Origin of the sequence: Staphylococcus sp. AtDRG32 (genome assembly GCF_004365845.1) — a bacterium.
In the GTDB taxonomy this organism is placed as follows: domain Bacteria; phylum Bacillota; class Bacilli; order Staphylococcales; family Staphylococcaceae; genus Staphylococcus; species Staphylococcus hominis.
Map to the genome: position 1 here is coordinate 744 of NZ_SODE01000012.1, position 15,013 is coordinate 15,756.

General features: G+C 29.4%; 15 protein-coding genes and 2 pseudogenes. 8 read left to right on the plus strand and 9 right to left on the minus strand.

Annotation, left to right across the window (positions count from 1 at the left end):
* Window positions 1-59: 59 nt before the first annotated feature.
* Window positions 60-734 carry an IS6 family transposase gene (locus BDW25_RS10640; protein WP_001105960.1) on the minus strand — a complete coding sequence of 225 codons (675 nt, stop codon included), beginning with the start codon at window positions 732-734 and terminating at the stop codon, window positions 60-62.
* Between the two features lie 66 nt (window positions 735-800).
* Window positions 801-1,646: a penicillin-hydrolyzing class A beta-lactamase BlaZ gene (blaZ, locus tag BDW25_RS10645; protein ID WP_000733274.1), complete on the minus strand. Its 846-nt coding sequence runs from the start codon at window positions 1,644-1,646 to the stop codon at window positions 801-803.
* A 106-nt stretch (window positions 1,647-1,752) separates the two neighbouring features.
* Here blaZ and blaR1 point away from each other — a divergent pair, with 106 nt between their 5' ends.
* The 4 genes from blaR1 (at window position 1,753) to BDW25_RS10665 (ending at window position 5,461) form a co-directional block, all read left to right on the plus strand.
* The gene (blaR1, locus tag BDW25_RS10650) at window positions 1,753-3,510 is read left to right on the plus strand and encodes a beta-lactam sensor/signal transducer BlaR1 (protein ID WP_001096386.1); all 1,758 of its coding nucleotides are present in this window, start codon (window positions 1,753-1,755) and stop codon (window positions 3,508-3,510) included.
* Window positions 3,500-3,880 carry a penicillinase repressor BlaI gene (blaI, locus tag BDW25_RS10655; RefSeq protein WP_001284653.1) on the plus strand — a complete coding sequence of 127 codons (381 nt, stop codon included), beginning with the start codon at window positions 3,500-3,502 and terminating at the stop codon, window positions 3,878-3,880. The genes blaR1 and blaI overlap by 11 nt, the downstream gene beginning before the upstream one ends.
* 263 nt (window positions 3,881-4,143) lie before the next feature.
* Window positions 4,144-4,722 carry a recombinase family protein gene (locus BDW25_RS10660; protein ID WP_001829991.1) on the plus strand — a complete coding sequence of 193 codons (579 nt, stop codon included), beginning with the start codon at window positions 4,144-4,146 and terminating at the stop codon, window positions 4,720-4,722.
* Between the two features lie 130 nt (window positions 4,723-4,852).
* Window positions 4,853-5,461 (plus strand): recombinase family protein, encoded by a 609-nt coding sequence (locus tag BDW25_RS10665; RefSeq protein ID WP_000583537.1) that lies wholly within the window; start codon window positions 4,853-4,855, stop codon window positions 5,459-5,461.
* Window positions 5,462-5,665: 204 nt separating this feature from the next.
* Here BDW25_RS10665 and qacR read toward each other — a convergent pair whose 3' ends face one another.
* Complete coding sequence (gene qacR / locus BDW25_RS10670) at window positions 5,666-6,232, minus strand: multidrug-binding transcriptional regulator QacR (RefSeq protein ID WP_001832666.1); 567 nt, start codon at window positions 6,230-6,232, stop codon at window positions 5,666-5,668.
* A 177-nt stretch (window positions 6,233-6,409) separates the two neighbouring features.
* Here qacR and BDW25_RS10675 point away from each other — a divergent pair, with 177 nt between their 5' ends.
* The 3 genes and pseudogenes from BDW25_RS10675 to BDW25_RS11180 all read left to right on the plus strand — a co-directional run.
* Complete coding sequence (locus tag BDW25_RS10675) at window positions 6,410-7,954, plus strand: quaternary ammonium compound efflux MFS transporter QacA (protein ID WP_000622776.1); 1,545 nt, start codon at window positions 6,410-6,412, stop codon at window positions 7,952-7,954.
* 204 nt (window positions 7,955-8,158) lie between these two features.
* Window positions 8,159-8,719 (plus strand): hypothetical protein, encoded by a 561-nt coding sequence (locus BDW25_RS10680; protein ID WP_001077893.1) that lies wholly within the window; start codon window positions 8,159-8,161, stop codon window positions 8,717-8,719.
* A 63-nt stretch (window positions 8,720-8,782) separates the two neighbouring features.
* Window positions 8,783-8,917, plus strand: a pseudogene (locus BDW25_RS11180) (HAD hydrolase family protein); the annotation flags it as partial.
* Window positions 8,918-9,037: 120 nt separating this feature from the next.
* On the opposite strand, the gene BDW25_RS10690 reads toward BDW25_RS11180, so the two are convergent.
* Window positions 9,038-9,727, minus strand: coding sequence for a DUF536 domain-containing protein (locus BDW25_RS10690; protein ID WP_002485951.1), 690 nt, complete (start codon window positions 9,725-9,727; stop codon window positions 9,038-9,040).
* Window positions 9,728-10,221: 494 nt separating this feature from the next.
* On the opposite strand from BDW25_RS10690, the gene BDW25_RS10695 reads away from it, so the two are divergent.
* Window positions 10,222-11,193, plus strand: coding sequence for a replication initiator protein A (locus tag BDW25_RS10695; protein ID WP_002485957.1), 972 nt, complete (start codon window positions 10,222-10,224; stop codon window positions 11,191-11,193).
* A gap of 561 nt (window positions 11,194-11,754) precedes the next feature.
* Here BDW25_RS10695 and BDW25_RS10700 read toward each other — a convergent pair.
* From BDW25_RS10700 to BDW25_RS10720, 5 genes and pseudogenes are all read right to left on the minus strand, one after another.
* Window positions 11,755-12,171 (minus strand): annotated as a pseudogene (locus BDW25_RS10700) (VOC family protein).
* A 106-nt stretch (window positions 12,172-12,277) separates the two neighbouring features.
* Window positions 12,278-12,841, minus strand: coding sequence for a replication protein (locus BDW25_RS10705; protein ID WP_002485953.1), 564 nt, complete (start codon window positions 12,839-12,841; stop codon window positions 12,278-12,280).
* A gap of 123 nt (window positions 12,842-12,964) precedes the next feature.
* Window positions 12,965-13,459, minus strand: coding sequence for a hypothetical protein (locus tag BDW25_RS10710; RefSeq protein ID WP_225973938.1), 495 nt, complete (start codon window positions 13,457-13,459; stop codon window positions 12,965-12,967).
* Between the two features lie 107 nt (window positions 13,460-13,566).
* The gene (locus tag BDW25_RS10715; protein WP_133945569.1) at window positions 13,567-14,643 is read right to left on the minus strand and encodes an ATP-binding protein; all 1,077 of its coding nucleotides are present in this window, start codon (window positions 14,641-14,643) and stop codon (window positions 13,567-13,569) included.
* A complete protein-coding gene (locus tag BDW25_RS10720; RefSeq protein ID WP_000701704.1) occupies window positions 14,643-14,963 on the minus strand; it encodes a hypothetical protein in 321 nt (106 codons plus the stop codon). Before BDW25_RS10720 ends, BDW25_RS10715 begins: the two co-directional genes overlap by 1 nt.
* Window positions 14,964-15,013 lie beyond the last annotated feature (50 nt).

The window sequence follows — 15,013 nt, forward strand, 5'->3', positions numbered from 1 at the left end:
CGGTTCTGTTGCAAAGTAAAAAATATAGCTAATCACTAATATATCATGTCAGTGTTCGTTTAACTTGCTAGCATGATGCTAATTTCGTGGCATGGGGAAAATCCGTAGATCTGAAGAGACCTACGGTTCTTTTTATATAGAGCGTAAATACATTCAATACCTTTTAAAGTATTCTTTGCCGTATTGATACTTTGATATCTTGTCTTTCTTACTTTAATATGACGGTGATCTTGCTCAATGAGGTTATTCAGATATTTCGATGTACAATGACAGTCAGGTTTAAGTTTAAAAGCTTTAATTATTTTAGCCATTGCTGCCTTCGTTGAAGGTGCCTGATCTGTAACTACCTTTTGAGGCTTACCAAATTGTTTAATGAGACGTTTGATAAACGCATATGCTGAATGATTATCTCGTTGCTTACGCAACCAAATATCTAATGTATGTCCCTCTGTATCAATGGCACGATATAAATAGCTCCATTTTCCTTTTATTTTGATATACGTCTCATCAATACGCCATTTGTAATAAGCTTTTTTATGCTTTTTCTTCCAAATTTGATATAAAATTGGGGCATATTCTTGAACCCAACGGTAGATCGTTGAATGATGAACGTTTACACCACGTTCTCTTAATATTTCAGATATATCACGATAGCTCAATGCATATCTTAGATAGTAGCCAACGGCTACAGTGATAACATCCTTGTTAAATTGTTTATATCTGAAATAGTTCATACAGAAGACTCCTTTTTGTTAAAATTATATTATAAATTCAACTTTGCAACAGAACCATTTAGAATATTAAAATTCCTTCATTACACTCTTGGCGGTTTCACTTATCAACTTATCATTTGGCTTATCACTTTTATTGTCTTTATTCGTAAAAATGACTAAAACAATAGGTTCAGATTGGCCCTTAGGATAAACAAAAGCAACATCATTTCTAGAAGCATATGTTATTGCTTGACCACTTTTATCAGCAACCTTACAGTCTTTTGAAACACCGTCTTTAATTAAAGTATCTCCGCTTTTATTATTTAACATTAAATCAAGTAAGAATTTTTTGTTTTCTTTGCTTAATTTTCCATTTGCGATAAGTTTATTTAAAGTCTTACCGAAAGCAGCAGGTGTTGAAGTATCTTTTTTGCTCTTTGGTGAATAGTAATTTAATTCTATCTCATATCTAACTGGATTTGTTACTTTATCTCCTAGTTCTTTTAGACGTTGTTTAACTTTTTTGATTCCACCAATTTCTTTTATAATTTTATTGTTTGCTGTATTATCACTATATGCCATTGAAGCCTCAATAAGTTCTTTTAAAGTGATATCTTTTCCTACATATTTTTCTAAAATAGGAGAATAAGCAACTATATCATCTTTGTTAATATGTATTTTTTTATTTAACTTATTATAAGGTACTTGTTCTAACAAAATAGCACTATTTATCGCTTTTGAAGTCGAAGCATAGGCAAATCTCTTATCTGAATTAAATTTTACTTCCTTACCACTTTTAGTATCTAAAGCATAAACACCAATATGAGCATTATATTTTTTTTCTAAATCATTTAACTCTTTGGCATGTGAACTGTTTGAATTACATGCACTTAAAACTAAAGCAATTGCAATTAAAAATATTAACTTTTTCAAAATAAACCCTCCAATATTACAGTTGTAATTTTTACAAATTAATAATATTACAATTGTAATATTGGTGTCAATTGTTTATTATAAATAATTGAAAGAAGGTGTCAAAATGGCTAAATTACTAATAATGAGCGTAGTAAGCTTTTGTTTTATATTTCTATTGTTAGTATTTTTTAGGTATATATTAAAACGCTATTTTAATTATAGTTTAAATTATAAAGTTTGGTATCTAACTGTGCTTGCTGGATTAATTCCTTTTATCCCAATTAAATTCTCTTTTATAAAATTTAATAATGTGAATAATCAATCGCCCACAGTTGAAAGTAGGTCACACGACTTGAACCATAACATAAATACCACCAAACCTGTTCAAGAGTTCACAACAGATATCCATAAGTTTAATTGGGATTCAATTGATAATATCTGCACAGTTATTTGGATAGTTTTGGTTATTATTTTAAGTTTTAAATTTTTGAAATCCTTATTATATCTTAAATATTTAAAGAGACAGTCACTTTATCTAAACGAAAATGAAAAAAATAAAATAGATACGATACTTTTCAACCATCAATATAAAAAAAATATTGTGATTCGAAAAGCAGAGACTATTCAATCTCCAATAACTTTTTGGTATGGGAAATATATTATTTTGATTCCTAGTTCATATTTTAAAAGTGTAATTGACAAAAGACTAAAATATATAATATTGCATGAATATGCTCATGCTAAAAATAGAGATACTTTACATTTAATTATCTTTAATATCTTCTCTATTGTTATGAGTTACAATCCATTAATACATATTGTAAAAAGAAAGATAATTCATGACAATGAAGTAGAAGCCGATAGATTTGTTCTTAATAATATTAACAAAAATGAATTTAAAACTTATGCGGAATCTATTATGGACTCCGTATTAAATATTCCATTTTTTAATAAAAATATATTAAGCCATTCATTTAATGGTAAAAAGTCATTACTCAAAAGAAGATTAATTAATATAAAAGAAGCCAATTTGAAAAAACAGTCCAAATTAATTCCAATTTTTATTTGTATTTTTACTTTTTTGCTCATGGTAATTCAAAGCCAGTTTTTGATGGGGCAATCCATAACTGATTATAATTATAAAAAGCCCTTACAGAACGATCACCAAATTTTAGATGAAAGTAAAAATTTTGGTTCAAATAGTGGATCTTTCGTCATGTACAGCATGAAGAAAGACAAATACTATATTTATAATGAAAAAGAAAGTAGAAAGAGATATTCTCCTGATTCAACTTATAAAATTTATTTAGCGATGTTTGGACTTGACCATCATATCATAAGTGATAAAAATTCACGTATGTCATGGAATCATAAACATTATCCTTTCGAGTCTTGGAATAAGGAACAAGATTTAAATACAGCAATGCAAAATTCAGTTAATTGGTACTTCGAACGTATTAGTAATCAAATACCAAAGAACTATACTGCGGCTCAACTCAAGCAATTAAATTATGGTAATGAAAACTTGGGAAGTTATAAAAGCTATTGGATGGAAGATAGTTTGAAAATATCTAATCTTGAACAAGTAATAGTTTTTAAAAATATGATGGAACAAAATAACCATTTTAGTAAAAAAGCAAAGAATCAATTATCTTCTTCATTATTGATTAAGAAAAATGAAAAGTATGAACTGTATGGGAAAACAGGTACAGGTATAGTAAACGGGAAGTATAATAATGGGTGGTTTGTAGGTTACGTAATTACAAATCATGATAAGTATTATTTTGCTACACATTTATCAGATGGAAAGCCGTCTGGGAAAAATGCTGAATTAATCAGTGAAAAAATATTAAAAGAAATGGGTGTTTTAAATGGCCAATAAGCAAGTTGAAATATCTATGGCTGAATGGGATGTTATGAATATAATATGGGATAAAAAATCAGTATCAGCTAATGAAATTGTAGTTGAAATTCAAAAATATAAAGAAGTTAGCGATAAAACGATTAGAACATTAATCACAAGACTATATAAAAAAGAGATTATAAAACGATACAAATCAGAGAATATTTATTTTTACTCATCAAATATTAAAGAAGACGATATTAAAATGAAAACTGCTAAAACCTTTCTTAATAAACTGTATGGAGGGGACATGAAAAGTTTAGTGCTGAATTTTGCGAAAAATGAAGAATTAAATAACAAAGAAATTGAAGAATTGCGAGACATTTTAAATGATATTAGTAAAAAGTAATTAGAGATATGTTTCAAACATAATACATATGTAAACTATGCTTGACTCTTATTAAATTAGTTTTGTTAATAACATTTAAAATATTTTATTAAATATGAGAGTGTCCAGAAAATAACCATTTTCTGTACACTCTCTTTTTATATCTAGATATATAGCTAGTATACATATTTTAGTGTTCAATAACCCAACAGAAAATCTATGTTCATAAATATGGTTAGAATTAAGTTATGGTACAATGAAAATCTACATAGGAGGTTTGTATTTTGAAAATAGGTTATGCAAGAGTCTCAACTGGTTTGCAAAATTTGAATTTGCAGGAAGATCGATTAAATCAATATGGTTGTGAAAAGATATTTAGCGATCATATAAGTGGATCAAGAAGTAAACGTCCTGGTTTAGATAAAGCTATTGAATTTGCGAGGTCAGGAGATACGATTGTTGTTTGGAGACTAGATAGATTAGGACGTAACATGGAAGATTTAATCACATTAGTTAATGAACTTAATAATCGAGGCGTGAGTTTTCATAGTTTAGAAGAAAATATAACAATGGATAAATCAAGTTCTACAGGACAATTGTTATTTCATTTATTCGCAGCATTTGCAGAGTTTGAACGTAATTTAATTTTAGAACGTTCTTCAGCGGGGCGAATGGCAGCTCGTGCTAGAGGACGCTATGGAGGTCGACCCGAAAAATTAAATAAACAAGATTTGACTTTACTCAAAACACTTTATGATAATGGAACCCCGATTAAAACTATTGCAGAGCAATGGAAAGTTTCACGTACAACAATCTATCGTTATCTCAATAAGTTAAATAACCAAGAAAATAAAGATAAATAAAAAATATTACTGAGTTTTAAGAAAGATAAAAGTTAGACAGGATACACCCTAATCATACAAAGAGAGTTATTGAATTTATAATAACTTAAACGTATGATTAGGGTGTATATTAATTGTGGAGTGAAAATGAATGATTATAGGTTATGCAAGAGTATCTTCGGTAGATCAGAATTTAGAGAGACAGCTAGATAATTTGAAAACATTTGGCGTAGAGAAAATATTTACAGAGAAACAATCGGGAAAGTCAGTAGAAAATAGACCCGTATTTCAAGAAGCACTTAACTTTGTGAGAATGGGCGATAGATTTGTAGTAGAATCGATTGATCGCTTAGGTCGTAATTATGATGAAGTGATTAACACAGTTAATTATTTAAAGGATAAAGAAGTTCAATTGATGATTACTAGTTTACCTATGATGAATGAAGTGATTGGTAATCCACTATTAGATAAATTTATGAAAGATTTAATCGTTCAAATCTTAGCAATGGTTTCAGAACAAGAACGAAATGAAAGTAAACGTAGACAAGCACAAGGTATTCAAGTTGCGAAAGAAAAAGGTGTGTATAAAGGACGCCCTTTACTATATTCACCTAATGCTAAAGATCCTCAAAAACGTATTATCTACCATCGTGTTGTTGAAATGTTAGAAGAAGGCAAAGCAATTAGTAAGATTGCGAAAGAGGTTAATATCACAAGACAGACAGTTTATAGAATTAAAAATGGTAAGGGATTATCTTGATAAATGGATTGTTAATGCAAATGAGATCTTCTCACAGCGTCCTAAATTATATGTTATTCATCTATTATGAGATTCTAATAATAAGACAAGAAAAGAGAGTGCGAATTCGCACTCTCCTTTTGTGTAGTACTATTGAAATTTTGTCTTAAAAACGAACGTAATTTAGAAATAATATTTATTGGTATTTCAAGAATATATATATAATTATTTACTAAGTCCATTTAAAAAAATTTGAGAGAACTTGTTCATAAGTTTAATTCTTTCATTAATATTTTGTTCATGTGTAAAGGTAACAATTCCATTAACAGCGTTTGCTGCTATTTTACTAACAGCATTAACATCATTAATACACCATTCGCCATTTAAATTACCCTCCTTAAAAATTACATGATAAGCATCTATATATTTGTTTTCTAATTTATTCATTTTTTCATTAATGCTATTAGTTTTATAATATTCAGTGCAAAATTCAATTATTGCGTTTTGAAGTGGATAATAGTATTCGGTTGTTAAAGATAGTTCATTATATAAATAAAATTTTTCTCTATTAGTTTTACATTTGATTTGTTCCTTTTTCCACTGTTCTTGCCATTTAGATTCTTCTATATTTAAAATTTCTAAAAATAGATTTTCTTTTGTTTTAAAGTGATAATAAAGATTCCCTTTACTACTTTCTGATAATTTAACAATTTCTCCAGTAGTAGTGGCATTATATCCATTTTTTATAAATAATTCCTTTGCGACACCTAGTATTTTATCTTTCAAGTTCATCACGCCTTTAATGAGTATTAAGTACTATCAATGATAGCACAAAAAATTCAAAGAATAATTGTATAACACAATACAGCCATTTAAATTTCGCAAGATTTTTTGTTGTAATATGTAAAAAAATAGATTACAATCCTTATAGACCGATCGCACGGTCTATAAGGATTGGAGGGAACTTAAATGATTTCATTTTTTACAAAAACTACTGATATGATGACATCAAAAAAAAGATGGACTGCACTAGTAGTATTAGCTGTTAGTTTGTTTGTTGTTACAATGGATATGACAATATTAATTATGGCTTTACCGGAATTAGTAAGAGAGTTAGAGCCTTCTGGTACCCAACAGTTATGGATAGTTGATATATACTCTCTTGTTTTAGCTGGCTTTATAATTCCATTGAGTGCCTTTGCTGATAAATGGGGAAGAAAAAAAGCATTATTAACTGGATTTGCTTTATTTGGCCTCGTTTCATTAGCTATATTTTTCGCAGAAAGTGCAGAGTTCGTAATAGCTATTCGATTTTTACTTGGTATTGCAGGTGCTTTAATAATGCCAACTACTCTTTCAATGATAAGAGTAATTTTTGAAAACCCTAAAGAAAGGGCCACTGCATTAGCTGTATGGTCAATCGCTTCATCGATAGGTGCTGTTTTTGGACCAATTATCGGAGGAGCTTTACTTGAGCAATTTTCATGGCACTCGGCATTTTTAATTAATGTACCGTTTGCGATAATAGCAGTTGTAGCAGGTTTATTTTTATTACCAGAGTCTAAGTTATCAAAAGAAAAGTCTCACTCGTGGGATATTCCTTCTACAATTTTATCAATTGCAGGCATGATTGGACTGGTATGGAGTATCAAAGAATTTTCAAAAGAAGGACTAGCAGATATTATTCCATGGGTTGTAATAGTATTAGCAATTACCATGATAGTGATATTTGTTAAACGTAATTTATCAAGTTCTGATCCAATGTTAGACGTAAGACTTTTTAAAAAGAGATCATTTTCAGCTGGTACAATTGCTGCATTTATGACAATGTTTGCAATGGCATCTGTTTTGTTATTAGCTTCACAATGGTTACAGGTTGTGGAAGAACTTTCTCCTTTTAAAGCTGGCTTATACCTATTACCTATGGCAATAGGAGATATGGTGTTTGCACCAATTGCACCCGGATTAGCGGCGCGATTTGGACCGAAAATAGTGTTACCTTCCGGAATTGGAATTGCAGCCATTGGCATGTTTATTATGTATTTCTTTGGTCATCCATTATCATATTCTACAATGGCTTTAGCATTAATTTTAGTTGGAGCTGGTATGGCTTCACTAGCAGTTGCATCTGCTCTAATAATGTTAGAAACACCTACATCAAAAGCAGGTAATGCAGCTGCTGTTGAAGAGTCTATGTATGACCTTGGAAATGTTTTTGGTGTAGCAGTACTTGGTAGCCTATCTTCTATGCTTTATCGTGTATTTTTAGATATTTCATCTTTTTCATCAAAAGGTATAGTTGGAGATTTAGCTCATGTAGCTGAAGAATCTGTAGTGGGCGCTGTCGAAGTAGCTAAAGCTACGGGGATAAAACAGCTTGCAAACGAGGCTGTAACATCATTTAATGATGCTTTTGTAGCAACTGCTTTAGTAGGTGGGATTATCATGATTATCATTTCAATAGTTGTCTATTTGTTAATTCCCAAATCACTTGATATAACTAAACAAAAATAGTACTAAACATATATTTTTAGATATTGTAGATTAGTTTATTTTTAAAATTAGTAATAGTTAAAAAGTAGAACCATTAATTTTAAATGGTTCTACTTTTTTATTATTAAGTAAAATTATAAAAGACAATTTCTTAAATTAATAATATGATATACCTATATCTAATAATTTATTAGTATTAATAAACCTTGAAAGGATGATTAACTGATGAATAGAGCAGATATTTTTAAAATATTTGATGTAGAACTTAATATAACTATATTTTTAGGAGCACTAGTAGCAACTTTCATCTATTTTATAAGTTACATGAACAATGTAAATGAATTAATTACATTATGCTTAACATTAGCTTTTCCTGCATATTTATTAAAAATTAGCAGATCGTTCGAGGTTATTTTATTAGAGGAAAAAATAAAAAATAGTAAAATCAAAATCTGTGACAAAGATAGAATTGAACGAGAGATACTGGTGAAAAAGAACCTAATAGATGAACTATTGTTTCCTAATAGAGTTATTAAAAAATATACACTGACAATTTTAATTTACAGTATAGGTATTATTATTCTTTTACTACTTTGTAATATGTTAAGTTATGGAATTGGTGAAAATGTCAATTTTATCTGGAGATTACTAGCTTGTTATGTAACGAGTGTCACAGTGATTATAGTTGCCTTGATTATAATGATAATGATATTTGATCTTATAATTGGATTACTATTAAATTTTCAAATATTTTTAAAAAATAAAAAGTATGATGACTTTTTATAATTATTCGATTTATATAATGAAAAATTAAATGATTAAACATAGAAACCTCAAAACAAACCATATTTAATAGAGTTTATGGCGCCTTATACAAATAAAGGCTATGCTGTTAAAGAATTATGTAGCTATCTTCAGATTAATATGGATGATGTTTATACTATTGGCGATAGAAAATTGATTTACCTATGTTTAATACCCTAGATAATTCTTCTGATAATTTAGTTTTTGTTAGAGTTTAACATAACTGATGATTATCAGAAGTACGATCCACATAAAAAGCACGATAAGTTTTTAAACTTATCGTGTCCTTTTTAATTACAGTTAGTTACCAAACAAACGACTCCAAAACCCCTTTTTAGGTGATTCTTCCTCCCTATCATCAGGTTCACTCTTTATTGCTTCTGTTAGTTTAGCATCTTTTAGTAATTCATCTTCTTTTATACTTTTATTCTTATTCTTTTCAGAAATATCTTTATGCTCAGTTTCTGTTGGTTTTTTCTTTTCTTGTTGTTGAGCCCTATTTTGATTTCCCTCAGTAAATACTGCTTCTTGCATATTAACGTTTTGTTTATTATTAGTCTTCTCAATATCAAAAGAATAGTTAAGCTGTCTTTCTTCTTCTAATTGATTTTCTAGTTTTTGAATCTTTTTATTACTTTCCAAAGCTAAAATTTGTTGATTTTCTAAAAGTCTATTAAGAGTATTTATTTGTTCTTTATCTCTATTTGATTGTTCTTTATATATATCTAACTGGTTATATAAATGTTTTATTGTTTCATCTTTTACCAGGTTATTACTATTAGTCTTAACTTCTTCTTTCTTTTCATTTTCAAAATCATTATGTTTATTTTGATTTTTTCTTATTCGGTTTACTACTATAATTTCATCTTCACTTGCTAAATAATTTACATTGTCAACCTTTTGGAATTTCACATTCGCTTTTTTAGCATTATTATAAACAGTCATTTTCGTAACATTCAATTCATCAGCAATCTCTTTCATACTCTTCATATAATGTCCTCCATATAGTTATACACATAACACCTATATCATTATATAGTCTTTATACTTGTTAATACAACATTATATATATATTCAAGTAATCTTATATATATAGTTATACGTAAACACTATATATCTACATTTATATAGGCTTATATAGCCTTTATACTTGTTATATAGGTGTTTATATAGTTCTATACAACTTATTCATATAATGTCATTATACGAAATTCTAACATTCTTTGAAAATGCATACATACAAATGTATATAAACAATTTAACAAAACTTTCAAAAGTGTTAATATAAGTATATATAAAAGAAACCCGACTACGGGAATAGTCAGGTTTCTTCGGTAATAAAACAAGTGGTTTGTTTGTTTATATAATTGTTATATTCTTATTATATATATTAAGAATTATTAGTGCAAGCCGAACACATATAAACTTACTTATAGCTTATTTATTACCTCTTTTAAAATTCATATGTGAAAGAGGTTTTTTGTATGTCCAACTTTAATATTAAAGAAATTCAAAAAGAAAAGTTTTACCAATTACCCAAAGTATTTTTTACGAATCCTAAGTATACTAATTTATCCAATGATGCAAAAATCACTTGGTCTATACTAAGAGATCGTTTAGATTTATCTATAAGAAATAATTGGATAGATAAGAATGGAGATATATTTTTTATTTACACCAATGAAAAACTTAAATCTATTTTAAATATCAGTAGTCCCAATAAATTATCTAAAATTAAAAAAGAATTAACACAAGCTGATTTATTTAATCAAATACGAGTAGGGTTGAATAAACCTAATAAATTATATATTAAAAAACCAGAAGTAACAGAAGCTGATGTATATTATATTTCACAACAAGAAAACGATATAGAACAACGAGATAACACGGACGTATCATTATCATACGTCCAGAAATATGATAATGATACATCAAGAAATATTAATAACATACGTCATGAAGTATCAAAAGAATACACAAGTGATACTGATCTTAATGAAACTGAATATATAAAGACTGAGAATAATGATACGAATGATTTGAATGATACATCTGACATAGTTTCTAAAAATTATCATTCGAATCATACAAATCATCAACAAACTGAATTTAATAATAATGCTCTAAAATTCCAAGCGCTTGAAGAATTACCTACACAAATCAAGACTTATTTAAGTAATTTTGAAATTAAAGACATCCGTATTATTAAAAGTGTTTTACTCAAAGGGAAAAAGTCATTTAATAATGCACATGATACATATTATCGTTTAGAGGACGTTGAATTTGAACTTGTGAGTGTTTTAAAACGTTTTAAAGCCATGTTGATACAAAAAAATGAAAATGTTGAAGCGATGCAAGGCTATTTAATGCAATCAATTAAAGCTGAACTTGAAGAAATACATGCATTAAATATGCGTCGCCAAAATATACCTAAATACAATATCTTTAATCAATAATTCAAATAAGCTTCTAACAAGTAAAATAATTTTAAAATATTTGATAATGTCAGGTTCTATTTTGAAATTGTTGACATAACTGGATTATTCAAATTTGATTTTATATGTAAATAATATCTAAAAATTCGCCATTCGTTAGAAATAAACAACAAATGTAACGGTTTAAATTTATAAATGATAGGGAGTTCCAATCAAATTAGCGAAACATGAGAAATGGTTTTGAATTATTACGAGTACTATGTATAAAAGATACGAATACATGTATATTAAGTGACATGAGCCAATCAGTTTATATATCACATAAAATACATGTAAAGTACGTAATAAATGTCATATGTATATACTCTTATTTGTCTCGTATTTGTGTTTTAAAGGGCAAAATTAAATGGATAGAAAAAACTATGTGAGATTAGAATTTGCTCTAAATACCCCTTTAAAATGCAAAATAATGATATTTAAAATTCGGAAAAATAAAAAGATCCTAGAGAAATTTCTAGAATCTTTATTTGGCATAATGACTCATAGATATTTATTTTTGTATTATCAATAAAGGTTTATGCCTCAATAATTTTTCGAAGTATGTTTCATTAATTTTTCAAAATCAGTATCGCTAATATTTGATTGAGTAAGTGTGATTTAGTGGCCGTCTGGATCTTTGATTGTCATTTCTTTAGCGTTCCATGGTTGGTCTTCTAATTGAGTTACTATAAATTTTGATGAGATATGTTGTGATTTATCTTCGATATCTTTGACTAAGATATTGAGATATATTGAATTGCCAACTTCAAAATCTGTTTGAACAATTAAGATTAAATCTTGATGTTTTTCTAGTCTTAAATGATTCATAAGCACTTCATTTTTATCATTTCTAAATTTAAAAACACTTTTAAAGCCAAGTGTTTTTTCATACCATTTTTCTGATTTCTCAATGTCTTTAACTAGGACTTTGTTAAACATAGGCATTTGGTAAAACTCTATCGTTTTCACCTCTTTTTATTAATTGTAATGTATTACGCTGCGTTAATGTCAAGAAAGAGTAAGCTGAGAAACAGGTTTCTTCTCGTCTTGATACATGATATCCATTTTAATTAAACATGTGACGCCTTGAATCCAAATATTTTGCGAAAAAATATGTTCGCTGAATAATCAAATGTAAATAGGATGGATGGTGTTGCCGCGCATACATCACTAGACTTTGAAATTCTGTAAAATCTTGGTTCTCAATAATATCAATAATCTTATTAAATATTTCGGACTGACCTTGATCTAATAAAAATTGATTTAAGTCAAAACCACAACCACTTTCAATATCGTTGATGTCATAAGGGGTTTTATCTGTATTAGACGCATGAATAAAATAATCAAACATGCCCTTAGGGGACATAATTATTTCAATATGACTAGGTGTATTTAAGTGTTGTTGAAGTAATTCAGAGACTTGGGAATAACTTTTTAAAGAATCAAAAAACAAAGCTCCATGTTTATGTGACTTCTTAATTTCTCCTGTCGAGTGATCAATATCTTGATTATGCCACGGACTTAAAATATAGGGGATATGCATTTGTTCCAAAATATCTCGGTAGTTAGATGGCGAGCTCTCTTCATATATTAAGAAAGCCCACTTATTTGAACGTTTATCTTTTGACATCATCAACATCCTTTCTGTGATTATTGATTAATGATGCCATGGGGGTCGTAGTAACCCCATGGCACTGTTAAGATACACATGCGCTTGTGTTTATCACTTCGTGTACCACAACGCATGTGTATCTTAACGTTTGTGGCCTGCAAACCATAGATAACGATGATGACGTTGAGGTTTTGAAAAGTAATAATTCGGGTGCATATGTGTAATTTCTTCATGAATTTGAGGTTCAATCTTTTTTAATATATCGTGAGCTTGCTGTTTCCGGGGAATTTTAATTGCCACACGGACTTCATTTTGACGAACATCAACGAGCGATTTTCCAACCATTTTATTAAAGTATTGCTGGACAGAATTTGTTTTACTTTTGCCGTTATTTTGCCAATCCTGAGTCGTGTCTGTGTCAACATCTTGTTTAAGATAATGTCGTAAAACCATTGTGTGATAAACAGATTTGATATGATTCGTGAGTTGATCTTTCAATAAACGAATCATTAAATCGATAACTATTAACATCAATGCTAAGACTAATAAGTAAAATGTAAGTTGATATACACCATTTGAAATGATTGTGATATAGTGTGTGACGTTTCGCGTATCGATAATATCAATTTGAGACACAATAAAGTTTAATAGGACAAAGAGTTTACTAACCATAACTGTCAAAATAGCGAACAGGAACAAGTAAATGATAATATCATACACACGCATGAAATAGGTTTTCCTCATCACAATACACCTGCTTTCGTATAGTAAGTCGGACATAACAAGGGTAAGACTTGATAGGGAGATTCACTATCAATCACTTGGATTAGACCTGTCCCTTTACCAATGGGTATCACAATACCTTCTGGATCTAAATCGGGGAATAAAAATTGTGTGGTTTTTTTATTAATATTACCGATTTGAATCAGCACATTGAGTTGTTCTCTAACGGAAACCGGGATGGTTTGATGATCAAATCGTTGAGACACCAGTAATAAATGAACTTTGGTGGCACGACCTAATAAAGCAATTTGAGATAGTAATGAAAAGAACGCGTCTTTAATGGTCTTATTCACACCTTCAGCTAAAGCGAGCACTTCATCAATCACAATGGTTAGGTGATCAAATTGATAGTCTGGATCGTCATAAAGAATGGTTTGTCGTTGTTGAATAACTTGAAGGCAATGACTTAAGTTTTCATTAATTTTAGATAAAAAATCAGACTTAGATCGATTTTGATGAGGGTGAATCACAGTAATATCATGAATACGTGCCCAACGGCTCGGTGTATCAAACTTAGGGTCAACAATAATGAGTTCTGATATCGGTTTTAATACACTTAGTAAGTACGTCAGCATATAAGATTTACCACTGCCTGAATTACCTGCGATCGCTATAGATGTAATGTTTTGATAGTTTAAAGTTAATTGTTTCATGATCGGAATTTGTTGATTCGTTAGAGACGACGTAAAACGATCTAAATCAGAAATCACTAAGCGTTCTGATATCCCTTGTTGCCATGGGAAAAACAAAGCGCGTTGCGTATGAATATCGTCGGTATCCATAGGTACGAAATACGCAGAATTCTGTTTTAACAATGTGAATTTGGGATATAAAGCTGCACTCGCAATGAGAAATATTTTTTGATATAAGTCATCGTCCACAATATAGCCTGCAGGCAGGCGAGGAAGAAAGTAAAAACCTTCTTCCGTGACCTTGCAGGTGAAACTATTGGTATAACTGGTTTCGCCTTGCATCATGGATCCTAGTGCCATATTTAAGCTTTGTAGGAGATATTGTTCGAGCTCTTTGGCTGTCATTATTTAACCTCCTTCAGATCTGAAGCTTTGAAGTAAACATCATAACGGACTTCACAAGCTTCTAAATGATCAAAAGTAATGACGCTCATATAATTAGGTAATGTCACTTCATTTTCGAATTTAACTGTGAAGGGCGGTAAGCCTTCTTGAACAAACCAGGCTTTATACGCAATAATTTCTCCGGTAGGCTGATTATTCTCAAAACGCTGTTGCGGATAAAGTTCTGTACTTAAGCTATAAATGGGTTTTTTATTATCAATATAATTGGAAGCTATTTCAGTTGAATAGCCACCTTTTTTGAAATTAGATTGAATTTTCATGTGAAACATCCTTTCTATCCTATTGATGCGCATCGTTTAGGAAATATAAA

What these genes read in the sequence shown, in the direction of transcription:
- BDW25_RS10640 (WP_001105960.1), bottom strand. Translation starts at nt 734, where the DNA reads ATGAACTATTTCAGATATAAACAATTTAACAAGGATGTTATCACTGTA.
- blaR1 (WP_001096386.1), top strand. Translation starts at nt 1,753, where the DNA reads ATGGCTAAATTACTAATAATGAGCGTAGTAAGCTTTTGTTTTATATTT.
- blaI (WP_001284653.1), top strand. Translation starts at nt 3,500, where the DNA reads ATGGCCAATAAGCAAGTTGAAATATCTATGGCTGAATGGGATGTTATG.
- BDW25_RS10665 (WP_000583537.1), top strand. Translation starts at nt 4,853, where the DNA reads ATGATTATAGGTTATGCAAGAGTATCTTCGGTAGATCAGAATTTAGAG.
- qacR (WP_001832666.1), bottom strand. Translation starts at nt 6,232, where the DNA reads ATGAACTTGAAAGATAAAATACTAGGTGTCGCAAAGGAATTATTTATA.
- BDW25_RS10675 (WP_000622776.1), top strand. Translation starts at nt 6,410, where the DNA reads ATGATTTCATTTTTTACAAAAACTACTGATATGATGACATCAAAAAAA.
- BDW25_RS10680 (WP_001077893.1), top strand. Translation starts at nt 8,159, where the DNA reads ATGAATAGAGCAGATATTTTTAAAATATTTGATGTAGAACTTAATATA.
- BDW25_RS10690 (WP_002485951.1), bottom strand. Translation starts at nt 9,727, where the DNA reads ATGAAGAGTATGAAAGAGATTGCTGATGAATTGAATGTTACGAAAATG.
- BDW25_RS10695 (WP_002485957.1), top strand. Translation starts at nt 10,222, where the DNA reads ATGTCCAACTTTAATATTAAAGAAATTCAAAAAGAAAAGTTTTACCAA.
- BDW25_RS10705 (WP_002485953.1), bottom strand. Translation starts at nt 12,841, where the DNA reads ATGTCAAAAGATAAACGTTCAAATAAGTGGGCTTTCTTAATATATGAA.
- BDW25_RS10715 (WP_133945569.1), bottom strand. Translation starts at nt 14,643, where the DNA reads ATGACAGCCAAAGAGCTCGAACAATATCTCCTACAAAGCTTAAATATG.
- BDW25_RS10720 (WP_000701704.1), bottom strand. Translation starts at nt 14,963, where the DNA reads ATGAAAATTCAATCTAATTTCAAAAAAGGTGGCTATTCAACTGAAATA.